Origin of the sequence: Streptomyces sp. NPDC007095 (assembly GCF_040634475.1) — a bacterium.
In the GTDB taxonomy this organism is placed as follows: Bacteria; Actinomycetota; Actinomycetes; order Streptomycetales; family Streptomycetaceae; genus Streptomyces.
Genome location: NZ_JBEYFS010000104.1, coordinates 19,091 through 39,041 on the forward strand (window position 1 = coordinate 19,091; position 19,951 = coordinate 39,041).

Sequence of the window (19,951 nt, forward strand, 5' to 3'; positions counted from 1 at the left end):
CCGCAGTTTTCAGCGCACGGCAGGAGAGAGGGAGCATGAGCAGCCGTACCGTCATCCGTAATGGCCTCGTCATCACCGCGTCCGACGAGATCCACGCCGACGTCCTGATCGAGGACGGCCGGGTCGCCGCCCTCGCCGCGACCGGCACCCCGGCGGCCGAGTCGTGGACGGCCGAGAAGACCATCGACGCCACCGGCAAGTACGTCATCCCGGGCGGCGTCGACGCCCACACCCACATGGAGCTGCCCTTCGGCGGCACCTTCGCCTCGGACACCTTCGAGACGGGCACCCGGGCCGCGGCCTGGGGCGGTACCACCACCATCGTCGACTTCGCGGTGCAGAGTGTCGGCCACTCGCTGCGCGAGGGCCTCGACGCCTGGAACGCCAAGGCCGACGGCAACTGCGCCATCGACTACGCCTTCCACATGATCGTCTCCGACGTCAACCAGGAGACGCTCAAGGAGATGGACCTGCTGGTCCAGGAGGGCGTCACCTCCTTCAAGCAGTTCATGGCCTACCCCGGCGTCTTCTACAGCGACGACGGCCAGATCCTGCGCGCCATGCAGCGCTCCGCCGAGAACGGCGGCCTGATCATGATGCACGCGGAGAACGGCATCGCGATCGACGTCCTCGTGGAACAGGCACTGGCGCGCGGCGAGACCGACCCGCGCTACCACGGCGAGGTGCGCAAGGCGCTCCTGGAGGCCGAGGCCACCCACCGGGCCATCAAGCTCGCCCAGGTCGCGGGCGCTCCGCTGTACGTCGTGCACGTCTCGGCGCAGGAGGCGGTCGCCGAGATCGCACGAGCGCGTGACGAGGGCCTGAACGTCTTCGGCGAGACCTGTCCGCAGTACCTGTTCCTGTCGACCGACAACCTCGCGGAACCGGACTTCGAGGGCTCGAAGTACGTGTGCAGCACACCGCTTCGGCCCAAGGAGCATCAGGCCGCCCTGTGGCGGGGCCTGCGCACCAACGACCTCCAGGTCGTGTCGACGGACCACTGCCCCTTCTGCTTCGTGGGCCAGAAGGAGCTCGGCCGGGGCGACTTCTCGAAGATCCCCAACGGCCTCCCGGGCGTCGAGAACCGCATGGACCTGCTCCACCAGGCCGTCGTCGACGGGCACATCTCGCGCCGCCGCTGGATCGAGATCGCCTGCGCCACCCCGGCCCGGATGTTCGGCCTGTACCCGAAGAAGGGCACCATCGCGCCGGGCGCCGACGCCGACATCGTCATCTACGACCCGCACGCCGAGCAGATCATGTCGGTCGAGACCCACCACATGAACGTCGACTACTCGGCGTACGAGGGCAAGCGCGTCACCGGGCAGGTCGAGACCGTGCTCTCGCGCGGCGAACCGGTCATCACCGAGCGGGAGTTCACCGGACGCGCGGGTCACGGCGTCTACACCCCCCGCTCCACCTGTCAGTACCTTCTCTGAGCGACTAGGAGTGGCGCCATGGACTTCGGACTCGTCCTGCAGACCGACCCCCCGGCCTCCCGCGTCATCGACCTGATGAAGCGCGCCGAGGGCAACGGCTTCACGTACGGCTGGACCTTCGACTCGGCCGTGCTGTGGCAGGAACCCTTTGTGATCTACAGTCAGATCCTCGCCAACACCGAGAAGTTGACGGTCGGTCCGATGGTCACCAACCCGGGCACCCGCACCTGGGAGGTCACCGCCTCGACCTTCGCGACGCTCAACGACATGTACGGCAACCGCACGGTGTGCGGCATCGGGCGCGGCGACTCGGCGATGCGTGTCGCCGGCCGCAAGCCCAACACGCTCGCCCGGATCAGCGGCGCGATGAAGGTCATCCGTGCCCTCGGCCGGGGCGAGGAGGCCGACCTCGGCGGCACCGTCGTCAAGTTCCCCTGGGTCAAGCCGGGTGCCGAACTCCCGGTCTGGATGGCCGCGTACGGTCCCAAGGCCCTGAAGATGACCGGCGAGGAGGCCGACGGGTTCATCCTCCAGCTCGCCGACCTCTATCTCACCGAATACATGGTCAAGGCCGTGAAGGACGCGGCCGTCGAAGCGGGGCGTGACCCCTCCGAGGTGAAGATCTGCGTGGCCGCGCCCGCGTACATCACCGAGGACGACTCGCCGGAGGCCCTCGCCCACGCGCGTGAGCAGTGCCGCTGGTTCGGCGGCATGGTCGGCAACCACGTGGCCGACCTGGTCTCCAAGTACGGCGAGCACTCCGCCGCCGTGCCCGAGGAACTCACCGACTACATCAAGGCGCGCGAGGGCTACGACTACTCCCACCACGGGCGCAGCGACAACCCCGACACCAAGTTCGTGCCGGACGAGATCGTCGACCGGTTCTGCCTGATCGGCACGGCCGAGCGGCACATCGAGAAGCTGAACGCGCTGCGCGCGCTGGGCGTGGACCAGTTCGCGGTGTACGACATGCACGACGCGCAGGAGGCCGTGATCGACGCGTACGGGTCGAAGGTCATCCCGGCCGTCAACGGCTGACAGCTCCGCTCCGGGCGGCCGGCCTCCGGCCGCCCGCCGCACCGCCGGCCGTACCCCGGCCACCGCTCCCCCTCCCCATACGTCCCCTTCCCTCCGTCCGGGGAAGGGGATCACCGCACCCGCACAACCCCCCACGGTGTCACCCGCACGGCCTCTCCCGTCACTCCTCACTTGATTGGCCTGCCCATGACCGAGACCGTCCCCAGCGAGGGCCCGCCCGTCGCTCAAGTCACGCTCACCGACGGCCGGGTGGAGATCGCGCCCGACGCGCCCACGCCCAGCGGCCCCTACGCCAACGAGGACCTGCTGCCGGTCCCGGTCGAGAAGCGCACGTGGACCACGTACAACTTCTCGGCGCTCTGGGTCGGCATGGCCCACAACACCGCTTCCTGGACCCTTGCTTCCGGCCTGATAGCCGTCGGCATGGACTGGAAGCAGGCCGTGTTCACCATCGCGCTGGCCAACCTGATCGTGCTGGTCCCGATGCTGCTCACCGGGCATGCCGGGCCGAAGTACGGCATACCCTTCCCCGTCTTCGCCCGCGCCTCCTTCGGTGTCCGCGGGGCCAACTTGCCCGCTGTCGTACGGGCGTTGGTGGCCTGTGGCTGGTTCGGCATCCAGACCTGGATCGGCGGCGAGGCGATCTACTTCCTCGCCGGGAAGCTCTTCGGCGACAGCTGGGCCAACGCCTCGAAGGTCGGCGGATACGCCTGGACCATGTGGCTGTCGTTCGCGATCTTCTGGGTGCTCCAGGTCGCCATCATCTACCGGGGCATGGAGACGATCCGCCGCTTCGAGAACTGGGCGGCGCCCTTCGTGCTCGTCGGCGCCGGTGCGATGCTGTGGTGGATGAGCAGCAAGGCGGGCGGCTTCGGCCCGCTGCTCGACCAGCCCTCGAAGCTCGGCTGGGGCGGCGACTTCTGGAAGCTGTTCTGGCCCTCGCTCATGGGCATGATCGGCTTCTGGTCCACGCTGTCGCTGAACATCCCCGACTTCACCCGGTACGGCAAGAGCCAGAAGGCGCAGACCTGGGGCCAGGCGCTCGGTCTGCCGACCACGATGACGCTCTTCGCCTTCCTGTCGGTCATGGTCACCTCGGGCTCGCAGGCCGTGTACGGCGAGGCCATCTGGGACCCGGTCCAGCTGGCCGCCAAGACCGACAACGTCTTCGGCCTCCTTTATGCGCTGGTCACCGTGCTGGTCGCGACCCTGTCCGTGAACATCGCGGCCAACCTGGTCTCGCCGGCCTTCGACTTCTCCAACCTCGCACCGCGGAAGATCAACTTCCGTGCCGGCGCACTCGCCACCTGTGTCCTCGGCGTGCTGATCTTCCCCTGGAAGCTGTACTCCGACCCGCAGGGCTACATCTTCACCTGGCTCGGACTGGTCGGCGGTCTGCTCGGCACCGTCGCCGGCATCCTCATCGCCGACTACTGGATCCTGCGCCGCACCAAGCTCGACCTCGCCGACCTGTACCGCACGGGCGGCCGGTACTGGTACGACGGCGGCTGGAACTGGCGGGCCGTCGCCGCCTTCGTCACCGGAGGCGTCCTGGCCGTCGGCGGCGCCGACTTCCATCCGCTGATCGACGGGCGGCCCATCCCGGCGCTGAAGTCCCTGGCCGACTACGGCTGGGCGGTCGGACTCGGTACGTCCATGGTGCTGTACCTGGCGCTGATGCTGCTGCGGGGCAAGGAGAAGACCGCCGTCTGACACGTGAGGGAGGGCAGCCGTCGGAGAACGGCTGATGGAGAACAGCTGTCGGATCAGCGCGGCGGTTGGAGAACGGTCAGCCCTTCTGGCCGTTCTCCAGCGTCGCCACCACGTCCTTGGCGGCCTTGATGGCCCCCTTGTTGATCTCGTCCGTACTGGGCGCCTTCTTCGTCTCGAAGTTGCTGCCGTTGTACGTGACGACCACCAGCGCGTTGGACGCGCGGACGATCACCACCCCCTCACGGGTCTGCTGCTTGTCCGTGGTGGTGAGGTTCACGACGGAGTAGGCCGAGTCACCGAGGCCGGGAACCGCACCTCCGCCGCTCTTGTCCGCGACGCGCCCCGTATAGGACTTCTGCGCTGATTCGTCCGAATCCTTGATCTCGTACGAGACGTCCAGCCAGTGGTAGTCGAAGCCCTTGAGCGCGTTCCAGGAACAGGTGCGGCGCACCGTCCTGTCGGTCGACGGAATCTCCTGACCGGCCGTCTTGGCGCCCGGGACAAGGGCCTTGACCGTCTTCTCCGTCACGCCGGTGCAGGGCGCGGGGGCCGCGGTGTACGTCTTCGCGACCGTCGTCGCCGCGGGGCCCGACGGGGACTGCGTCGTCTGGGGCGACTTGTGCTCGGTGGCGGCCGGAGTCGTCGTCGACGTGCCGGACGACATGGCCCAGCCCGTGCAGGCGAGGACCGCGACCGGCAGCAGGCGCGCGGTGAGGGCGAGTGGCAGAGGAAGAGAATGCACGGCGCACTTCTCGTGGGGGACGGTGCGGAGGGAGTCCACACTGCGGACGGAACGCCAGTGTCACATGACTCCCTGTGGGGCGGAAGTGCCAACTCACTCCGTGGCTGTGTGGTGACTGTGCCTCACTGGGGACCGTCCGTGCGCCACTTCGCCGTCACCAGCCACACCGCCGCCCGGAGTCGAACACCGCGATCCGTCTCATAAGGGCGCAAGGTGTCCTGCAGGGCCGCGCGTGTGTCGGCGTCGACCGTCCGGCCTGGCGCGCGGGAGAGGATGAAGCCGACGGCGTCCGCGGCGTCGCGCCCCCATGTCGTCTCCGTCGCGACCGGAGTCACCGTCACGTCGTCCCACCCGTGCAGAACCTCGCGGATGCGCGCCGGGTCGGACAGGGAGGCCATGGCGGCCTGGACGGCGACCGTTGCGGCGTCCGGTTCGTCCAGGAGCTTTCCGAAAAGGCTCAGGGCGCGTGACTCCTCCGCCCCGGGGCCGACGGGCTGCGGACAGACGAACGCGAGCCGCCCTCCCGGCCGCAGCGAGCGCGACAGGTTCCGGAACGCCGCCGCGTGGTCCGAGAAGAACATCACCCCGCCCCGGCTGATCAGGACGTCGTATCCGGCGGCCGGGAAGGGGTGGATCTGGGCGTCGGCGAACTCGTACGCGACGTTGGTGACCCTCTCCGCGGCGGTCGTCGCCCGGGCCTGGTCGAGCAGGGGTGCCGAGATGTCGACCCCGACGGCGTGCCCGTGCGCCGCCAGCCGGCCCGCGATCCGGGTCGTCGCACCGGCCCCGCAGCCGACGTCCAGGACGCGGTCGCCCGAAGCGATCGCCGCCGCGTCGAAGAGCGCGGTGTTCAGGCCCGACACGAGCGCGTCATAGCGCTCGTGGTGGCTCGCCCAGTGGTTGCCGAGAGTGCCGTTCCAGGCCTGCGCCTGAGCAAAGTTGGCGATCTGTGTCATGCGGTCTCCTCGGCCGTGCGGGCGGGAAGCGTGCTCTCGATCCGGTCGACGGCGGCGAACGCGCCGTACGCCACCAGATGCACCAAACAGTGGTCGGTATGAATGGGTTTACGCCAGGCCGTCACGTCCTCGTCCGTGATCCGGTACGGGGCCAGCGCGGCCAGCAGCGCGAGCCGCGCTCCGGGCCGCGAACGGTCGGGGAGTCCGTCCCACGCGAGTGGGGGGTGCGAGCCGTCCCAGTCCCGGAGCGTCTCCCGTACGAGGATCCGGTCGGCCTCGTCGAGAAGGCCCTCTCCCTCGGTGGCGGCGGCTCGCAGCGCGGCGTAGGCAGGGCCGACGGTGGTCCCGCGTGCCCAGTCCGGACCGGGCCCGGGGTCGTCGAGGAGTTCCAGGCCCGCACCCGGCGCGGGTCGCCGGCGCACCGTCCGGGCGACGGACCGCCCCGCCAGACTCCGCACCGCCCGGAACCGTTGCGCGTTGCCGGGCAGCAGACTCTCGGTGAGCAGCGCCGACACCACGCGGTTGATGAAGTGGAAGGACAGAGCCGTGCCGATGTAGGCGGGGGCATGTGCGACGGGGAAGGGATACGGCGCCAACTCCGCCGCCCCCGGGATCCGGGTCGCCCCGCCCCACGCCAGCACACGCGCGTGCTCCTCGTCGGCGGGGGTCCCCCCGCGCGCCACCGTCTCCGCGAGCCGGTGGTCCCCGGTCGCGTGCAGCAGCATCGTGTGCGCGTCGACGCAGAACGGGCACCGATTGGCCACGGACACCCCGAGCGCCGCGAGTTCCTTCCCCGTCCGGCTGCCCGCGCCCGCGATCAGCGACTCGCGCATCAACGCCCAGGCGGAGGCCATGAGATCGGGAGCGGGCGAGAGCACGACGAAGGTCACCGCGCGCCCGATGCCGAAGTCGTCGGCGAGCTGGGCGTAGACGCCCGCCACACGGCCGGTGGCCGGCTTGGGCGGAGACGGGGTGGTGTATCGGAAGGGGCTGGGCATGGGGAGCCTCCTTGTAGGGAATGAGGGCGGGGCCGCCGGCCCGGCCGCCGTTGTCACCCTCCTCCGGGGATCCGTCCACGGTCGTCGTCCACCGGAAGACAGTCCGGGCTACGCCCACCCGGCCCGCGTGCGCCGTGATCTACTCCAGGCGGAGTACGCCGGGCCCCCTCCACAGGTCTGACGCCACTGTCCGAACGGCCGTCTATCGTGCGGAACATGGCGCTGGACCAGGTCACCCGCAGGCACCTGGCCGACGCGGCCCTCGGGGTCGTGGTCGGTGCCCTCGTCATGACCGCGGCCGCGGTCGGCGACGGCGCGACTCCCGCCGACTACGCGCTGATCACCGCGGGCTCCCTCGCCCTGGCGGCCTACCGCCGAGCCCCGCGCAGGGTACTCGCGGTCAGTACGGTCACCACGACGGCGTACGTCCTGCACGCCCACCCCGGCACCCTCGCCGCCCTCCCCGTCCTCGGTGCCGTCCACACGGCGGCCCGAGCGGGTCACCGAGGGGTGGCGGCGCTCGCGAGTGCCCTGTTCCTGGCGGCATTCGTGACGACGGACCTCACGGCGCGCGGAAGCGTCGAGCGCTCTCTCCTGCTCGCCGGCTGGTTCCTGTGCGCCCTGGTGACAGGCCTCGCGGACCGCAACTGGCAGGCGTATCTGCGCCAGACGGAACAGCGCGCGATGGAGGCCGAACGCACCCGCGAGGAGGCGGCCCTGCGCCGCGCGGGCGAGGAACGGCTGCGGATCGCCCGCGAGTTGCACGACTCGCTCACGCACAGCATCTCGATCGTCAAGCTCCAGGCGGGCGTCGCGGTCCACCTCGCCCGCAAACGCGGTGAGGAGGTCTCGCCCGCGCTGCTCGCCATCCAGGAGGCGGGCGGCGAGGCGATGCGCGAACTGCGGGCCACCCTGGAGGTGTTGCGCACCGACGAGCCGAGCGGCACCCCCGCGCTGCTCGTGGAGCGGGCCCGCGCGGCCGGCCTCGCCGTGGAACTGACGGTGAGCGGCGAGGAGCGTCCGCTCACGGCGACCGTGGACCGTGCCGCGTACCGCATCGTCCAGGAGGCCCTGACGAACGCCGCGCGCCACGCGGGCCCCGCCAAGGTGGCCGTCCAACTCGACTACAGCGCGGACGACCTGACGATATCCGTCGACGACGACGGCGGCGCCGACCCGTCCCGTCCGCCCACCCCGGGCATCGGCCTCACCGGCATGCGCGAACGTGTCACGGCCCTCGGCGGCACCCTGCACGCCGCACCGCGCACCGAGGGCGGCTTCTCGGTGCGCGCCGAACTGCCGCTGGGCATACCGGAGGAGGTGCCGTGATCAGGGTCGCGCTCGTCGACGACCAGGCGCTGATGCGCGCCGGTTTCCGCGCCCTGCTCGACGCCGAGGACGGCATCGAGGTCGTGGGCGAGGCCGCCGACGGCGAGCAGGGCCTCGCGCTGGTGCGCGCGTCCTTGCCGGACATCGCCCTTGTCGACGTACAGATGCCGGTGATGTCGGGCATCGAGGCCACCCGCCGTATCGCCGCGGACCCGGAACTGTCCGCCGTACGCGTCGTCATGCTCACCAACTACGGCCTGGACGAGTACGTCTTCGAGGCGCTGCGGGCCGGGGCCAGCGGCTTTCTGCTCAAGGACACCGAGCCCGCCGACCTGCTCCAGGCCATCGAGGTCGTCGCACGGGGAGAGGCGCTGCTGTCCCCGTCCGTGACCCGCACCCTGATCGGCGAGTTCGTCGCCCGGCCCCCGGACCGGGCCACCGCGCCCGGCCTGGAGTGCCTCACACGCCGCGAACGCGAGGTGACGGCGCTCGCCGCGCGCGGTCTGACCAACGAGGAGATCGCCGCGCACATGGTCATCAGCCCGTTCACCGCCAAGACCCACGTCAGCCGGGCGATGACGAAGCTCGGCGCCCGCGACCGGGCCCAACTGGTCGTGTTCGCCTACGAGTCGGGCTTGGTGACGGCGCGGGGGAGTGCGAACTGAGGGGTGCGTCGGATGTGGTCGAGGCGGCAGGCGGCGCAGGAGTGGCGTGGGATGATCGCTCGGTGATCGCGACAGACCTGGGACCGTTACGCGCCCTCGCCCTCGCCGGTGCGCTGACGCTCGCCTTGAGCGCCTGCGGTCTCTTCACCGAACCCGCCCACAAGCCCAAGGCGGCCCGCTCGCCCGCCGTCGCGGTCCAACAGGCGCACGGCTGCCCGCCGTCCGGGGTGCGCCTCGGCACCGGCCCCGTCGACGGGGCCATGGGGTTGCGGGCCATGACCCTCACCCTCACCAACTGCTCCGAGCGGCCGTACGAGGTGAAGGGCCACCCGGCCATCCGCGTCCTCGACGAGAAGGGCGCCCCGCTCACGGGCGTGCGGACCGTCGAGGGGACGGACGAGGTGTTCATGGCGCCGGAGGACCCCGGCGCCGCGCCGCTCACCCTCGACCCGGGCGAGAGCGCGCGGGCGGGCCTGTACTGGCGGATGGCCGCCGAGGACGGCACGTACCTCCGGGTCGTCCCGCAGCAGGGGCGCGAGGCCCTGAACGTACGGCCCGCGGAGCCTCTCGACATCGGTCCGCAGAACACGCTCGGGACGACGGCGTGGGTGTCCGTGTCCTGAGAGAACCGGACCGGCTGTTCCTGAAAGACCCCGACCGGCTGTTCCTGAAGACCCCGACCGGCCGTTCCTGGGAGCGCCCGTCCGGCTACGGCACCCTTGCCGTCCACTCCTGAGACCCGAACTTCGTCCGGGCCAGCTCCTCGGCACGGTTCAGTTCCTCCGCGGTCACCTTGCCGTCCGTCAGCCCGTATCGGCCGCGGAACGAGTCGATCATCCGTCCGATGACCGACTCGCGCGCGAGCCCGGTCTGCCGGCGCAACGGATCCACCCGCTTCTTCGCGCTCCTGGTGCCCTTGCCGGAGAGCTTCTCGCGGCCGATGCGCAGCACCTCGACCATCTTGTCGGCGTCGATGTCGTACGACATGGTCACGTGGTGCAGCACGGCGCCGGGTCCGCCACCCGGCCCGACCATCCGCTTCTGGGCGGCGCCCGCGATCTTCCCCTGCTCCGTGGCGATGTCGTTCAACGGCTGGTACCAGGCCTTGATCCCCATGTCACCGAGCGCGCCGAGCACCCAGTCGTCCAGATACGCGTAGCTGTCCTGGAACGACAGTCCCTGGACGAGCGCCTCCGGCACGGAGAGCGAGTAGGTGATGGTGTTGCCAGGCTCCACGAACATCGCGCCGCCCCCGGAGATCCGGCGCACCACCTCGATGCCGTGGCGCGCGGCGCCTTCCGGGTCGACCTCGTTGCGCAGGGACTGGAAACTGCCGATGATCACGGACGGGGCGCCCCACTCCCACACACGCAGGGTGGGCGGGCGGCGGCCCGCGGCGACCTCGGTGGTCAGGACCTCGTCCAGGGCCATGTGCAGCGCCGGGGACTGCGGGCCCTCGTGGATCAGCTGCCAGTCGTAGTCCGTCCAGTCGGTGGCGTGCGCGAGCGCCCGGCGCACCGCGATTCCGATGCCCTCCGAGGTCAGCCCGTACATGACGGTGCCCTCGGGGAGCGCGGCGTCGACGCGAGCCGCGAGGCCCGTCGCGTCGGTGTCCGCCGGGGCGCCGTTCAGCGCGTGGTTCACGGCGTCGAGCGCCTCGTCCGGTTCGAGGAAGAAATCGCCCGCCACGCGCGTGTGGCGCAGCACTCCGTCCTCGACGTCCAGATCCACCACGACGAGCTTGCCGCCGGGAATCTTGTACTCACCGTGCACCGATGCGCCTCCGTTCCGTCCCAGGAGCGGCAACGTCCACCCGCGATGATTGATTCCGGTCGGCGCGGGCCCAGCTCCGCGGGGTTCGACCTGTTCGACATAACCGATCGACACCCTGATCGTGATGGCGTTGGCTGGACGGCATGCCGGAACTGCTTACCGATCGTCTCCTGCTCCGCCGGTGGCGGGAGTCCGACCTCGAACCGTGGGCGGCGATGAACGCCGATCCCGAAGTCCGAGAACACCTGGGGGAGCTGCTGACGCGGGAGCAGAGCGATGCCGTGGTTGCCCTCATGCGGGCTCAGTTCGACGAGCGAGGCTTTGGGTGGTGGGCGCTCGAAGCACGGGAGACAGGTGAGTTCATCGGCCGCGTCGGCTTGGACGAGGTGGGCGAGGACATGCCGTTCGCGGGGGTGGATGTCGGATGGCGGCTGACACGTTCGGCGTGGGGTCACGGTTACGCCACCGAGGCCGCCCTGGCCTGCCTGGCCTTCGGCTTCGAGACCCTGGGGCTGTCGGAGGTCGTTGCGTCGACGACCGTCAACAACCTTCGTTCCCAGGCGGTCATGCGCCGGATCGGCATGACCCGGGACCCGGCGGACGACTTCGAGGATCCGAGCGTGCCCGAAGGGCCACTTCGCCAGTGTGTGCTGTACCGGATCCCCGCCCTCAGGGTCCTCGGAGGTGGGGCATGAATCGGGATACCGATCGCACCGGAGGAGATGGCCGGCTGGAGGCTGTGCGGTGAGGTGGTCGTACCGCGTCGGACTTCCGGCCACGTAGTGAACGTACTCGCGCTCCAGTCGGAAACCGGCGGTCCAGGCGAGCAGGAGACTGGGGCGGTTGTCGCGGGAGCAGGACCAGCTCGTGGTGTGGCCGCGGGCGGCCGATGTCCGTGCACAGGGCGGTGACGCAGGCGATGGCGCGGTGTTCGCGCCGGTGCTCGGGGACCGTGACGCAGGCGATGTCCTCGTATGTGCTGCTCAGTAGGCAGGCGCAGGCGACGGTGAGGATGCGGCCCTTGCGGAAGGCGGCCCAGCCGGGACCGGAGGCCGCGAGAGCGGTCGGTCCGCCCCATGTGCTGCGGATCCATGCGCGTCGGTGCCGAGCTCGGCGAGGGCGGGGGCGTGCTCGGGTGTCAGCCGGCGCACTGTCACGCCCCATGGGAGACGGGGTGTCGAGGAGGGCGGCGTGCGCTGTACGTCCACCATGCGCTCCCACGGGGTGACCTGGCCGAAGGCGGTGGCGGTGGCGGGGGCGGGGAGGAAGCGATCGGGTGCGTCGATGCAGCAGTCGGCCGACGGCGCTCCTGGGTGATCCGTACGACGAGGTGGTCGGAGAACACCCGGGTGCCGCCGGTGACCGCGCTGCGGTCGCCGCCCGACTCGCGGACGAGCGGCGCGGACTCACCGGTGATCGCCGACTCGTCGAAGCTCGCGGCGCCGCCCTGGATGACGTCGCCGTCGCCGGGGATCAGCTCCCCGGCCGGTACGGACACGATGTCGCCGCGCCTCAACTCGCGGGCGGCGACGGCCTCTTCGAGGTAGGCGTCCTGAGTTGCCCCAGGCTCCCGGCCCGCGAGGCGTCAGGCGGTGGTCTGCTGCCGGGTCCCGCGCAGCGAGTCGGCCTGTGCCTCGCCCCGGCTCTCGGCCACGGCCTTGGCGAGGTCGGCGAAGACCACCGTCAGCCACAACCAGCCGGCGATCAGCCGGCCGAAGAGGCCGGGGTGGAAGACCGCGATGCCGGTGGTGAGGGCGGCGCCGACCTCGGTCACGAACATGACCGGGTTTCGGAACAGGGCCACCGGATTCAGCTTGCGCAGCGCCTGGGGGAGCGCGCGCCACAGCTGCGTCGGATCGAGCATTCCGGCGCCGACCCGGCGCGGCTGCCCGGGGCCGGGCGGAGGGGATTCCGGTACGGGCGCGGGCCGGGTCTCGGCGGGAGCGGACATCAGAACTTCTCCGGCTTGATCAGGGCTACCACGAGGTAGGCGAGCAGTGAGACGGCCACGATCAGGCCGACGGTGTTTTCGACGGTCATCGAGACCTCGTCCTCACACATAGAGGTATGCAGATAGGGGGTATTCAGTGATCTTTCGGACTGCCCGTGGTGTACAACGGGCAGTCCTCCGCCGAGGTGGAGCCCGGCGGAGATCCAGGGAAGGGACTCGGTGTTACAGCCCGACGTCCCGGCGGCTCATGTCGTCCAGCGACTCACGCCGTACGAGCACACGGGCGATGCCGTCCGACACCGCGACCACCGGCGGGCGGCCGACGAGGTTGTAACCGGAGGCCATGGAGAGGTGGTAGGCGCCGGCCGCCGGGACGGCCAGGAGGTCACCGGGGCGTACGTCGCCGGGGAGGGCGACCTCGTCCGCGAGGATGTCGCCCGCCTCGCAGTGGCGGCCCACGACGGTGACGAGGCGGGATGGTGCGCAGGAGGGGCGGCCGATGAGCCGGGGCGCGTACCGCACTCCGTACAGCGCGGGCCTGGGGTTGTCGCTCATACCGCCGTCGACCGCGACGAAGGTGTGCGCGCCGGTGCGTTTGACGGCCAGCACCCGGTAGACCGCGACCCCGGCGGGGCCGACGATGGCCCGGCCGGGTTCGAGGGTGAGCCGGGGCACGGGCAGTCCGGCGCGGGCGCAGCCGTCCTCCAGCTCGGCGCGGACCCGCCCGGCCAGGACGGAGATGTTCAGGTGTTCCTCGCCGGGGCGGTAGGCGATGGCGTGGCCGCCGCCGATGTTCAGCTGGGGGAGGGCGATGCCGTGCTGGTCGCGGATGCGGGCCAGCAGCCCGACCATGCGCCGCACCGCCGCGACGTACGGTTTCACGGCGGCGACCTGTGAGCCGATGTGGCAGTGCAGGCCGACGAGTTCGAGATGTGGTTGGTCGAGTATCCGGGTGACGGCGTGCTGCGCGGAGCCGTCCGTGAGTGACAGGCCGAACTTCTGGTCGTCGGTGCCGGTGCGTACCTTGGCGTGTCCGCCGGCCGCGATGCCGGGTACCACGCGCACCATGACCGGCTGGCGGATACCGGCGGGTGTGATCGCGGCGAGCCGGGCGATTTCGGAGGTGCTGTCCACGACGATGCGTCCGACACCGAGCCGGAGGGCTGTGCGGAGGTCCTCGGGGCTCTTGGCGTTGCCGTGCATCACGATCTTTTCCGGCGGGAAGCCGGTGGTGACGGCGAGCGCGAGTTCCCCGGCGGAGCAGACGTCCAGCCCCAGGCCCTCTTCCTGGACCCAGTGGGCCATGGCCCGGCACAGGAACGCCTTGGCGGCGTAGACGATGTCGGCGTCGGGGAACGCCGTGCGGTAGGCGCGACAGCGCTCGCGGACCTCGTGCTCGTCGAGGACGTAGACCGGCGTGCCGAAGCGGTCGGCGGCCTCGGCGAGGGAGACACCGCCGACGGAGACGTCCCCGTGGGGTTCGGGGCGGGCGGAGCGGGGCCAGACGGAGAGGCCTTCGGCGTCTCGCGCGTCGGCGTGGGCTGCTTCGCCGGGGCTGTCGGCCCCGGGTGCCGGTGCCGGGTGCAGTTCCTGAGCGGACAGTTCCTGAATGGACATGACGCCTCCTCAGCCGATCAGCAGGTTCAGGCACGCGATGACGGCGGCGGCGCCGGTCACCCGCAGGGCGCCGACGTGCTGGGGATGCCAGCGACGCCAGGAGTTCTCGCGCTCACGGGCCGTGGCCGCGGTCCGGTCGGCCGAGGGGGCGGAGAACTGCGGGTCGACGGTGAGGGCCGTGACGCCCAGCGGCGCGGCGAGGGCGCGCAGCGCGGGTTCGGAGAGCCTGATGGAGGCCTGGTCCGGGCCCAGTGTGGCGGTGAGTTTCGCCGCCGAGGTGAAGCCGACGGCCGTACGGCCGCCGAGGGGGGTGCGGAAGAACCGGGCCGTACAGCCCGCGGGCCCCGACCGGACAGGGACGAAGAGGAGTCCGGCCGGGACGCGTTCACAAGGCTCGGGGTCCTCGGAATGCTCGACTGGAGACATGTGCGGCTCCTTGAAGAAGGCGACGTGCGCCGCTCGGTCGGATCGGCCGGGCGCTTCGATGAAGCTATGCCCGCCCGAGCGGGTACGGGGGCCCTCACTGACGGATGCTTGACGGGAAGTCCCCGACCCATAACGCGACGCTGATGGGCGGGAGGATGCCTGGTCAGCGGCGCGCCCCGAGACCGCGGGCAGAACCGCACCGGGGCAGCACCGGGGTCGTCCTCGGCCGCTGGCGGCAGGACGGGAGCGGCCGAAGGCGTGTCGGCGCGGGATCGTCAGGCAGATCAATCACCGAGGTGTCACGGCACGACAAGGCACCCGACGCAGTGGTCCACAGCGCGTACGGACGCGTACGGGATCGAGTCGGTTACGTCGTGGGACGCAGTTGCCGCCGACCGGGCGGTCGCGGTGCTCATCCTGGTCGACTCCCGGCGGGAGGGCACGCGTATCCACTACCTGGGGCTGGGGCCGTCGCCCAGGAACAGTCCCCGCGCTCCCGGAGGGCGGTGCGGACTCCTCGAACGGCCACCGAGTACCAGGGCCGCCCAGCTGGTTGTTCTGAGGGGCCGATGACATTCCTCGCCCGGCGGATCAGACGCCGAATTCACGTTTCAGCAGGTCAGAGTGTTCCTTCTGGCCTGCCCCCCGGCCTCCGCAAAGTATCCGCACGGGCGGTCCAAGGAGGGCGCCGAACGTTTCCGTGTGACGCTTCACAGCCGCCGGACGCGCAGCACGCCGGTCAGCATCGGGAGGGTGAACTCGCCGCGGGCGGTCTCCGGTCCACTCGCGAGGAATGCGCGGATCCGGCCCAGCGTGGCCTCTTGTTCCTGTTCTGGCATCACCAGCACCCCCGCGCGTGTCGCGATGGTCGCGACGAGGGAGTCGGCGGTGCGGCGCTGCCCGTGCGGGAACTCGGCCTGCTCCGGCGAGCCGAACCGGGCGGCCACGTCGGTCTTTGGAAGGTGCATGTCTGCCGTCTCGGCGCGCCAGCCGGTGGGCGTGTCACGCGGGCCGATGGCCTCGCTCCCGCTGACCCGCGCGAGCCCGGCAACCCACTCGACCCGGTCGTCCACGACGTTCCACAGACCGGCCAGGATGCCGCTTGGTGCGAGGACCCTGGCGATCTCGGGTCCAGCGACGGCCATGTCGAACCAATGCATGGCGTTGCCGGCCAGCACGGCGTCGACGGACGCGTCCGGCAGCGGTATCGCCTCGGCACTGCCCGACAGGGCACGGACGGCCGGCAGCGAGCGGCGCAGCTCGGTCAGCATCGCCGGGTCGGGCTCGACGGCAATGACTTCGGCACCCAGCGCGACCAGCGTGGCGGTCAGCTTGCCGGTTCCGGCGCCGAGGTCGAGCACGCGCGGGCCGGGAGCGGGCTCGAGCGCCCAGCGCACCGCGGCCTGCGCGTAGTCCGGACGGTGCTCGGCGTATGCGACCGCCGCTGCGCCGAACGACGAGGCGTGCAGTAGCCGTTCATCCTGGTCCACGCGGTCACGCTATCGGCGCTGCCGTCTGTCGGCCACCCCGCCTCACCACTTCGGCGACGGCCACCCGATCGGCTCGAACCACGGTGGCGGGCCTGGCGGTTGGTGCTCGGGTTGCTCGCCGACCTGCCCCGTAAGAACTGCTGGACGACTTCCGCGACCACGTCGCTGAGCACCTGGCCGACGAGGCGGCGGTCGCCAATACCAGCGGACACGCCCCGTGCGCCGGGCCCTGCGCGCTTGGCGGCGTCGACGAGGTCTAACCGCTCCAGGAGCTCGGCGGTGACCCGTCGCCCCTCGGGCTTGGACAGGTGGTGCAGGTCCGCCATGAGGAGCATGTTCTCCTCGCCGGTGATCAGGCCGTCGACGGCGGAGAACTGCCCGGTGACGCCGATCGCGGCACGGACCCCGTCCGGCGACGTGGCGACGTCGTGGCCCGCTACCTGGGCCTGGCCGCCGTCGGCGCTGATGAGCGTGGACAGGATCTTCACGGCGGTGGTCTTGCCGGCGCCGTTGGGCCCGAGCAGCGCGAACACGGACCCGGCCGGTATGCGCAGATCGATGCCGTCGAGGACGGTCTTGTCGCCGTACGACTTGCGCAGGCCGACGGTGGAGACGGCGGCAGGCGACGGCTGACCGCCACTCCGCCTGGATGTGGGCATGACAGATGAAGACATGGAGTCCTCCCGTTCGGAGGCCGAAGTGACTGGGGAGCGGGCAAGTTCGCGGGGCCGGCGCTCAGGCTTTGGCGCGAAGGATGTCGATGTTGCCCCAATTGGTCCGGGCGCGGATCTTGACGGTGTCCTCGGTCTTTGCCGGGGCCTCGGAGGCGGGGAGTGCGTTGTGTACCTGCCCGCGGTTGGAGCTGACGTCGAGCCAGGCGGCCGTGCCCTCGCGGATACCGACCTCGATGGGGCCGTTGGCGGTCTCCAGCTGGACGGTGCCGCGGGCGACTTCGGCGACGCGAAGGCCGCCGTTGGTGGTGGTGCCGGTGACCGAGGCCTCGGCGCGCGCGATGTCGATGGCGCCGTTGGCGCCGCTCACCCGCAGCTCGCCGGTGACAGTGCCGACGGTCGTGGCGCCGTGCGAGTTCTTCAGGACGGCGGGGCCGTCGACGAGGCCGACGCGCACGTCACCGGTGCTGCTTGTGATCTCGGCCATGCCGTCGACCCGTTCCACGGTGACCGAGCCGTGCGACGCCTTCAGTTGCAGCGGGCCGGTGGTGTCGAGGCGGACGTCGCCGGCCGAGGTCTTCACCCGGACCTCGCCGAGCCGGCCCTCGCCGAGCACACGGGCCCCGGCGCCGGTCACGTCGATGTTCGAGCCCGCGGGCAGTTCGACCGTCACGTCGACGGTGCCGCCGCGCCCGAGCAGGTTGGCCTTGGGCGTGGTGACGGTCAGGACGCCGCTCGCGTAGGTGACCTCGGTCTGGTCGGCCGTCCGTACGTCCAGGTCCTTCTTCGGGGCGCGTGGCCGCACCTCGACGACGGTGTCGAGGCGGTCGCCGGCGGTGAACCCGATGGAACCGGCGTACACGTAGGCGGTGACCGAAATCGGTTCGGGAGTGTCGAAAGAAGGCATGGCTGTCCCGTCCTCATGAGTCCTTGGGACGTCCCCGCTGGTGGGACGCGGTGTGAGTGAAGTGGTGCGGGCGTGGGCGCGGCTAGCGCACCCAGCCCGTGAAGCTCTGTCCGTTGGTGCGGGTCGTCTCCGTCGTGCGCGGCCGCGTGCCGCCGTCGACCGCGGCCGACACGGCGCGCACCAGCCACGCGTTGACCGACAGGCCCTCGCCGCTCGCTGCCTCCTCGGCACGGGCCTTGAGGTGGGCCGGCAGGCGCAGGTTGACGCGGGCGGTGCCGCCCTCGTCGCCGTCGGCCGGGGCAGGGGCCTTGAGTGGTTCGAGGGGCGCGGTCGGCTCCGCGGGGGCGCCGCCGTCGGCGGGCGGCAGCGTCACCACGAAGTCGGGGTCCAGTCCGCGCAGCCGTACGTCGACCGAGCCCGGGGCGAGTTCGCGGGTGATCTCGTCCATCGCGGCGGAGAGCACGTTGAGCATGGTCAGCCGGGTCGCCGACTCCAGGGGAGCGGTGAGCCTCTCGGCCAGCTCGCGGGCTTCGTCGCCGCCGGCTTCGGCGGCCACCGCGAGCTCGCGGCGGAGGCTGTCGACATACGGAGTGAGATCCATGACGCCATCGTGACACCACTATGGCGTCATGCGCAAGCCCGGGTGGCGTCCTGTGCGGGGAGGGTCTTGGGGGAAGTCGCCCTACCTGCGGAAACATGAAGAGGCTATCCCGAGCCATTGTGGTGCCATACGCGCTCATGCGCTGTTGGGGCGTGGAATGGCACCGGGTGGCGCCGGATGGTGCCAAGTGGTGTCACCGGCGCTCGCAAGGGCCGGCCTCATTCCCCCGCGCGTCAAGGGGGCGAAACCTTGGCAGTGTCAGGCGGCACCGAAGGACGGGTTCCATGTGCTGAGGCACACGTACGCATCCCTCGTGCCGGAGGCGGGGAAGGAGGGGCGCAGGGTGATCGATAGCCTGCTGGGGGAGCGGAGCGAGGAGAGATCTGACCCGAACTCCCCGGATAACTCCCCAGGATCGATCCTGAGCGCCGGTCGATCCGGCCGATGAGCGGAAGCAGCGAGGTGAGAGGCCGTATGTTCACGACCCGCCCCACCCTCCAGGGCACCTTCGGCATGGTGTCCTCCACGCACTGGCTCGCCTCGCAGTCGGCGATGGCCGTCCTGGAGGACGGCGGCAACGCGTACGACGCCGCCGTCGCCGCGGGCTTCGTGCTGCACGTGGTCGAGCCGCACCTCAACGGACCCGCCGGCGAGGTCCCGATCATCCTCGCCCCGGCGGGCGGCGAGGTGCGTGTCCTGTGCGGGCAGGGCGTCGCGCCCGCCGGGGCGACGATCGCCCACTACAGGGGACTCGGTTTGGATCTCGTACCCGGCACCGGGCCGCTCGCGGCCGCCGTGCCCGGCGCCTTCGACGCGTGGATGCTGCTCCTGCGCGACCACGGCACGAGGTCCCTCGCCGACGTCATGAAGTACGCCATCGGCTACGCGGAAGACGGACACCCGCCCGTGGAGCGGGTCGGCGAGACCGTGGAGTCGGTGCGCGCGCTCTTCGAGACGGAGTGGACCTCGTCGGCCGAGGTGTATCTGCCCGGCGGGAAGGCGCCGCGTCCCGGCGAACTGTTCCGCAATCCCGCGCTCGCCGCGACCTGGCGCCGGCTGCTCGCCGAGGTCTCCGGGGAGACCGGCCGCGTGGCGCAGATCGAGGCGGCGCGACGCGTATGGCGCTCGGGCTTCATCGCCGAGGCCCTGGTACGGCAGGCCCGGCGGCCCACCATGGACACCAGCGGAAAGCGTCACACCGGCACCCTGACAGCCCCCGACCTGGCCTCCTGGTCCGCGAGCTACGAGGCGCCCGCGACGTACGACTGGCGCGGCTGGACCCTGTGCAAGGCGGGCCCCTGGAGCCAGGGCCCTGTCCTCCTCCAGCAGCTCGCCCTGCTCCCGCCCCGGCTGCCGCGGTACGGCTCCGCGGAGTACGTCCACCTGCTCGTCGAGGGCTGCAAGCTGGCCATGGCCGACCGGGAGGCCTGGTACGGGGACGCTGCCGAGGTGCCCCTCGACGAGTTGTTGTCGCAGGAGTACAACGCCGAGCGGCGCGCCCTCATCGGCCACAAGGCCTCCGGCGAGCTGCGTCCCGGCAGCCCCGGAGGGCGCACCCCGGCGATCAGCGGCCACGCGCGCGAGGTCGCCACCGGGGAGCCGGTCGAAGATGTGCTCTTGCTGCGCACGCCGAAC

Annotated in this window: 19 protein-coding genes and 2 pseudogenes; 9 read left to right on the forward strand and 12 right to left on the reverse strand. The window is 71.1% G+C overall.

All coding sequences use genetic code 11. The features are described 5' to 3' along the window. The first annotated feature begins 35 nt into the window (after window positions 1-35). The 3 genes from hydA (at window position 36) to ABZ656_RS30810 (ending at window position 4,190) form a co-directional block, all read left to right on the forward strand. Window positions 36-1,439: a dihydropyrimidinase gene (hydA, locus tag ABZ656_RS30800; protein WP_101401740.1), complete on the forward strand. Its 1,404-nt coding sequence runs from the start codon at window positions 36-38 to the stop codon at window positions 1,437-1,439. Window positions 1,440-1,457: 18 nt separating this feature from the next. Beyond that, window positions 1,458-2,477, forward strand: coding sequence for a TIGR03842 family LLM class F420-dependent oxidoreductase (locus ABZ656_RS30805; protein ID WP_101401741.1), 1,020 nt, complete (start codon window positions 1,458-1,460; stop codon window positions 2,475-2,477). 186 nt (window positions 2,478-2,663) lie between these two features. Next, window positions 2,664-4,190 carry an NCS1 family nucleobase:cation symporter-1 gene (locus ABZ656_RS30810; RefSeq protein WP_101401742.1) on the forward strand — a complete coding sequence of 509 codons (1,527 nt, stop codon included), beginning with the start codon at window positions 2,664-2,666 and terminating at the stop codon, window positions 4,188-4,190. A 76-nt stretch (window positions 4,191-4,266) separates the two neighbouring features. Here the strand turns inward: ABZ656_RS30810 and ABZ656_RS30815 are convergent, their stop codons facing one another. The 3 genes from ABZ656_RS30815 to ABZ656_RS30825 all read right to left on the reverse strand — a co-directional run bounded on the left by ABZ656_RS30815 (window position 4,267) and on the right by ABZ656_RS30825 (window position 6,886). Beyond that, entirely contained in the window at window positions 4,267-4,932 is a 666-nt protein-coding gene (locus ABZ656_RS30815; protein ID WP_101403873.1) for a hypothetical protein, read from the reverse strand. 122 nt (window positions 4,933-5,054) lie between these two features. After that, the gene (locus ABZ656_RS30820) at window positions 5,055-5,888 is read right to left on the reverse strand and encodes a class I SAM-dependent methyltransferase (RefSeq protein ID WP_101401743.1); all 834 of its coding nucleotides are present in this window, start codon (window positions 5,886-5,888) and stop codon (window positions 5,055-5,057) included. Continuing rightward, window positions 5,885-6,886: a carboxymuconolactone decarboxylase family protein gene (locus tag ABZ656_RS30825; protein ID WP_360271977.1), complete on the reverse strand. Its 1,002-nt coding sequence runs from the start codon at window positions 6,884-6,886 to the stop codon at window positions 5,885-5,887. Before ABZ656_RS30825 ends, ABZ656_RS30820 begins: the two co-directional genes overlap by 4 nt. A 216-nt stretch (window positions 6,887-7,102) precedes the next feature. Between ABZ656_RS30825 and ABZ656_RS30830 the strand changes: the two genes are divergently transcribed. The 4 genes from ABZ656_RS30830 to ABZ656_RS30845 all read left to right on the forward strand — a co-directional run bounded on the left by ABZ656_RS30830 (window position 7,103) and on the right by ABZ656_RS30845 (window position 9,616). After that, complete coding sequence (locus ABZ656_RS30830; RefSeq protein WP_101403874.1) at window positions 7,103-8,215, forward strand: sensor histidine kinase; 1,113 nt, start codon at window positions 7,103-7,105, stop codon at window positions 8,213-8,215. Next, the gene (locus ABZ656_RS30835) at window positions 8,212-8,880 is read left to right on the forward strand and encodes a response regulator transcription factor (protein WP_101401745.1); all 669 of its coding nucleotides are present in this window, start codon (window positions 8,212-8,214) and stop codon (window positions 8,878-8,880) included. The genes ABZ656_RS30830 and ABZ656_RS30835 overlap by 4 nt, the downstream gene beginning before the upstream one ends. 62 nt (window positions 8,881-8,942) lie before the next feature. Next, entirely contained in the window at window positions 8,943-9,503 is a 561-nt protein-coding gene (locus ABZ656_RS30840) for a DUF4232 domain-containing protein (RefSeq protein ID WP_180362162.1), read from the forward strand. After that, window positions 9,485-9,616, forward strand: a complete 132-nt coding sequence (locus tag ABZ656_RS30845) for a hypothetical protein (RefSeq protein WP_360271982.1) — start codon at window positions 9,485-9,487, stop codon at window positions 9,614-9,616. Before ABZ656_RS30840 ends, ABZ656_RS30845 begins: the two co-directional genes overlap by 19 nt. Here ABZ656_RS30845 and ABZ656_RS30850 read toward each other — a convergent pair. Then, on the reverse strand, window positions 9,589-10,653 hold the full coding sequence (locus tag ABZ656_RS30850; protein ID WP_360271985.1) for a biotin/lipoate A/B protein ligase family protein: 1,065 nt from the start codon (window positions 10,651-10,653) through the stop codon (window positions 9,589-9,591). The two genes, ABZ656_RS30845 and ABZ656_RS30850, sit on opposite strands and share 28 nt — an antisense overlap. 143 nt (window positions 10,654-10,796) lie before the next feature. Here ABZ656_RS30850 and ABZ656_RS30855 point away from each other — a divergent pair, with 143 nt between their 5' ends. Beyond that, window positions 10,797-11,348 (forward strand): GNAT family N-acetyltransferase, encoded by a 552-nt coding sequence (locus tag ABZ656_RS30855; RefSeq protein WP_360271988.1) that lies wholly within the window; start codon window positions 10,797-10,799, stop codon window positions 11,346-11,348. A 617-nt stretch (window positions 11,349-11,965) separates the two neighbouring features. On the opposite strand, the pseudogene ABZ656_RS30860 reads toward ABZ656_RS30855, so the two are convergent. From ABZ656_RS30860 to ABZ656_RS30895, 8 genes and pseudogenes are all read right to left on the reverse strand, one after another. Continuing rightward, window positions 11,966-12,517, reverse strand: a pseudogene (locus ABZ656_RS30860) (potassium-transporting ATPase subunit B); the annotation flags it as partial. Between the two features lie 86 nt (window positions 12,518-12,603). Further along, on the reverse strand, window positions 12,604-12,693 hold the full coding sequence (gene kdpF / locus ABZ656_RS30865; protein WP_101403875.1) for a K(+)-transporting ATPase subunit F: 90 nt from the start codon (window positions 12,691-12,693) through the stop codon (window positions 12,604-12,606). Between the two features lie 133 nt (window positions 12,694-12,826). Then, entirely contained in the window at window positions 12,827-14,221 is a 1,395-nt protein-coding gene (gene lysA, locus ABZ656_RS30870) for a diaminopimelate decarboxylase (protein WP_360271991.1), read from the reverse strand. 9 nt (window positions 14,222-14,230) lie between these two features. Beyond that, window positions 14,231-14,647 (reverse strand): SAV_915 family protein, encoded by a 417-nt coding sequence (locus ABZ656_RS30875; RefSeq protein WP_180362163.1) that lies wholly within the window; start codon window positions 14,645-14,647, stop codon window positions 14,231-14,233. Window positions 14,648-15,357: 710 nt separating this feature from the next. Continuing rightward, window positions 15,358-16,008: a class I SAM-dependent methyltransferase gene (locus ABZ656_RS30880; RefSeq protein WP_360271994.1), complete on the reverse strand. Its 651-nt coding sequence runs from the start codon at window positions 16,006-16,008 to the stop codon at window positions 15,358-15,360. A gap of 311 nt (window positions 16,009-16,319) precedes the next feature. Then, window positions 16,320-16,796, reverse strand: a pseudogene (locus ABZ656_RS30885) (ATP-binding cassette domain-containing protein); the annotation flags it as partial. A gap of 76 nt (window positions 16,797-16,872) precedes the next feature. Further along, the gene (locus ABZ656_RS30890) at window positions 16,873-17,715 is read right to left on the reverse strand and encodes a DUF4097 family beta strand repeat-containing protein (RefSeq protein ID WP_101401750.1); all 843 of its coding nucleotides are present in this window, start codon (window positions 17,713-17,715) and stop codon (window positions 16,873-16,875) included. Window positions 17,716-17,797: 82 nt separating this feature from the next. Further along, entirely contained in the window at window positions 17,798-18,316 is a 519-nt protein-coding gene (locus ABZ656_RS30895; RefSeq protein WP_101401751.1) for a hypothetical protein, read from the reverse strand. 474 nt (window positions 18,317-18,790) lie between these two features. On the opposite strand from ABZ656_RS30895, the gene ABZ656_RS30900 reads away from it, so the two are divergent. Next, window positions 18,791-19,951 (forward strand): gamma-glutamyltransferase (locus ABZ656_RS30900; protein WP_360271999.1); only part of this gene is annotated, 1,161 nt, incomplete at its 3' end.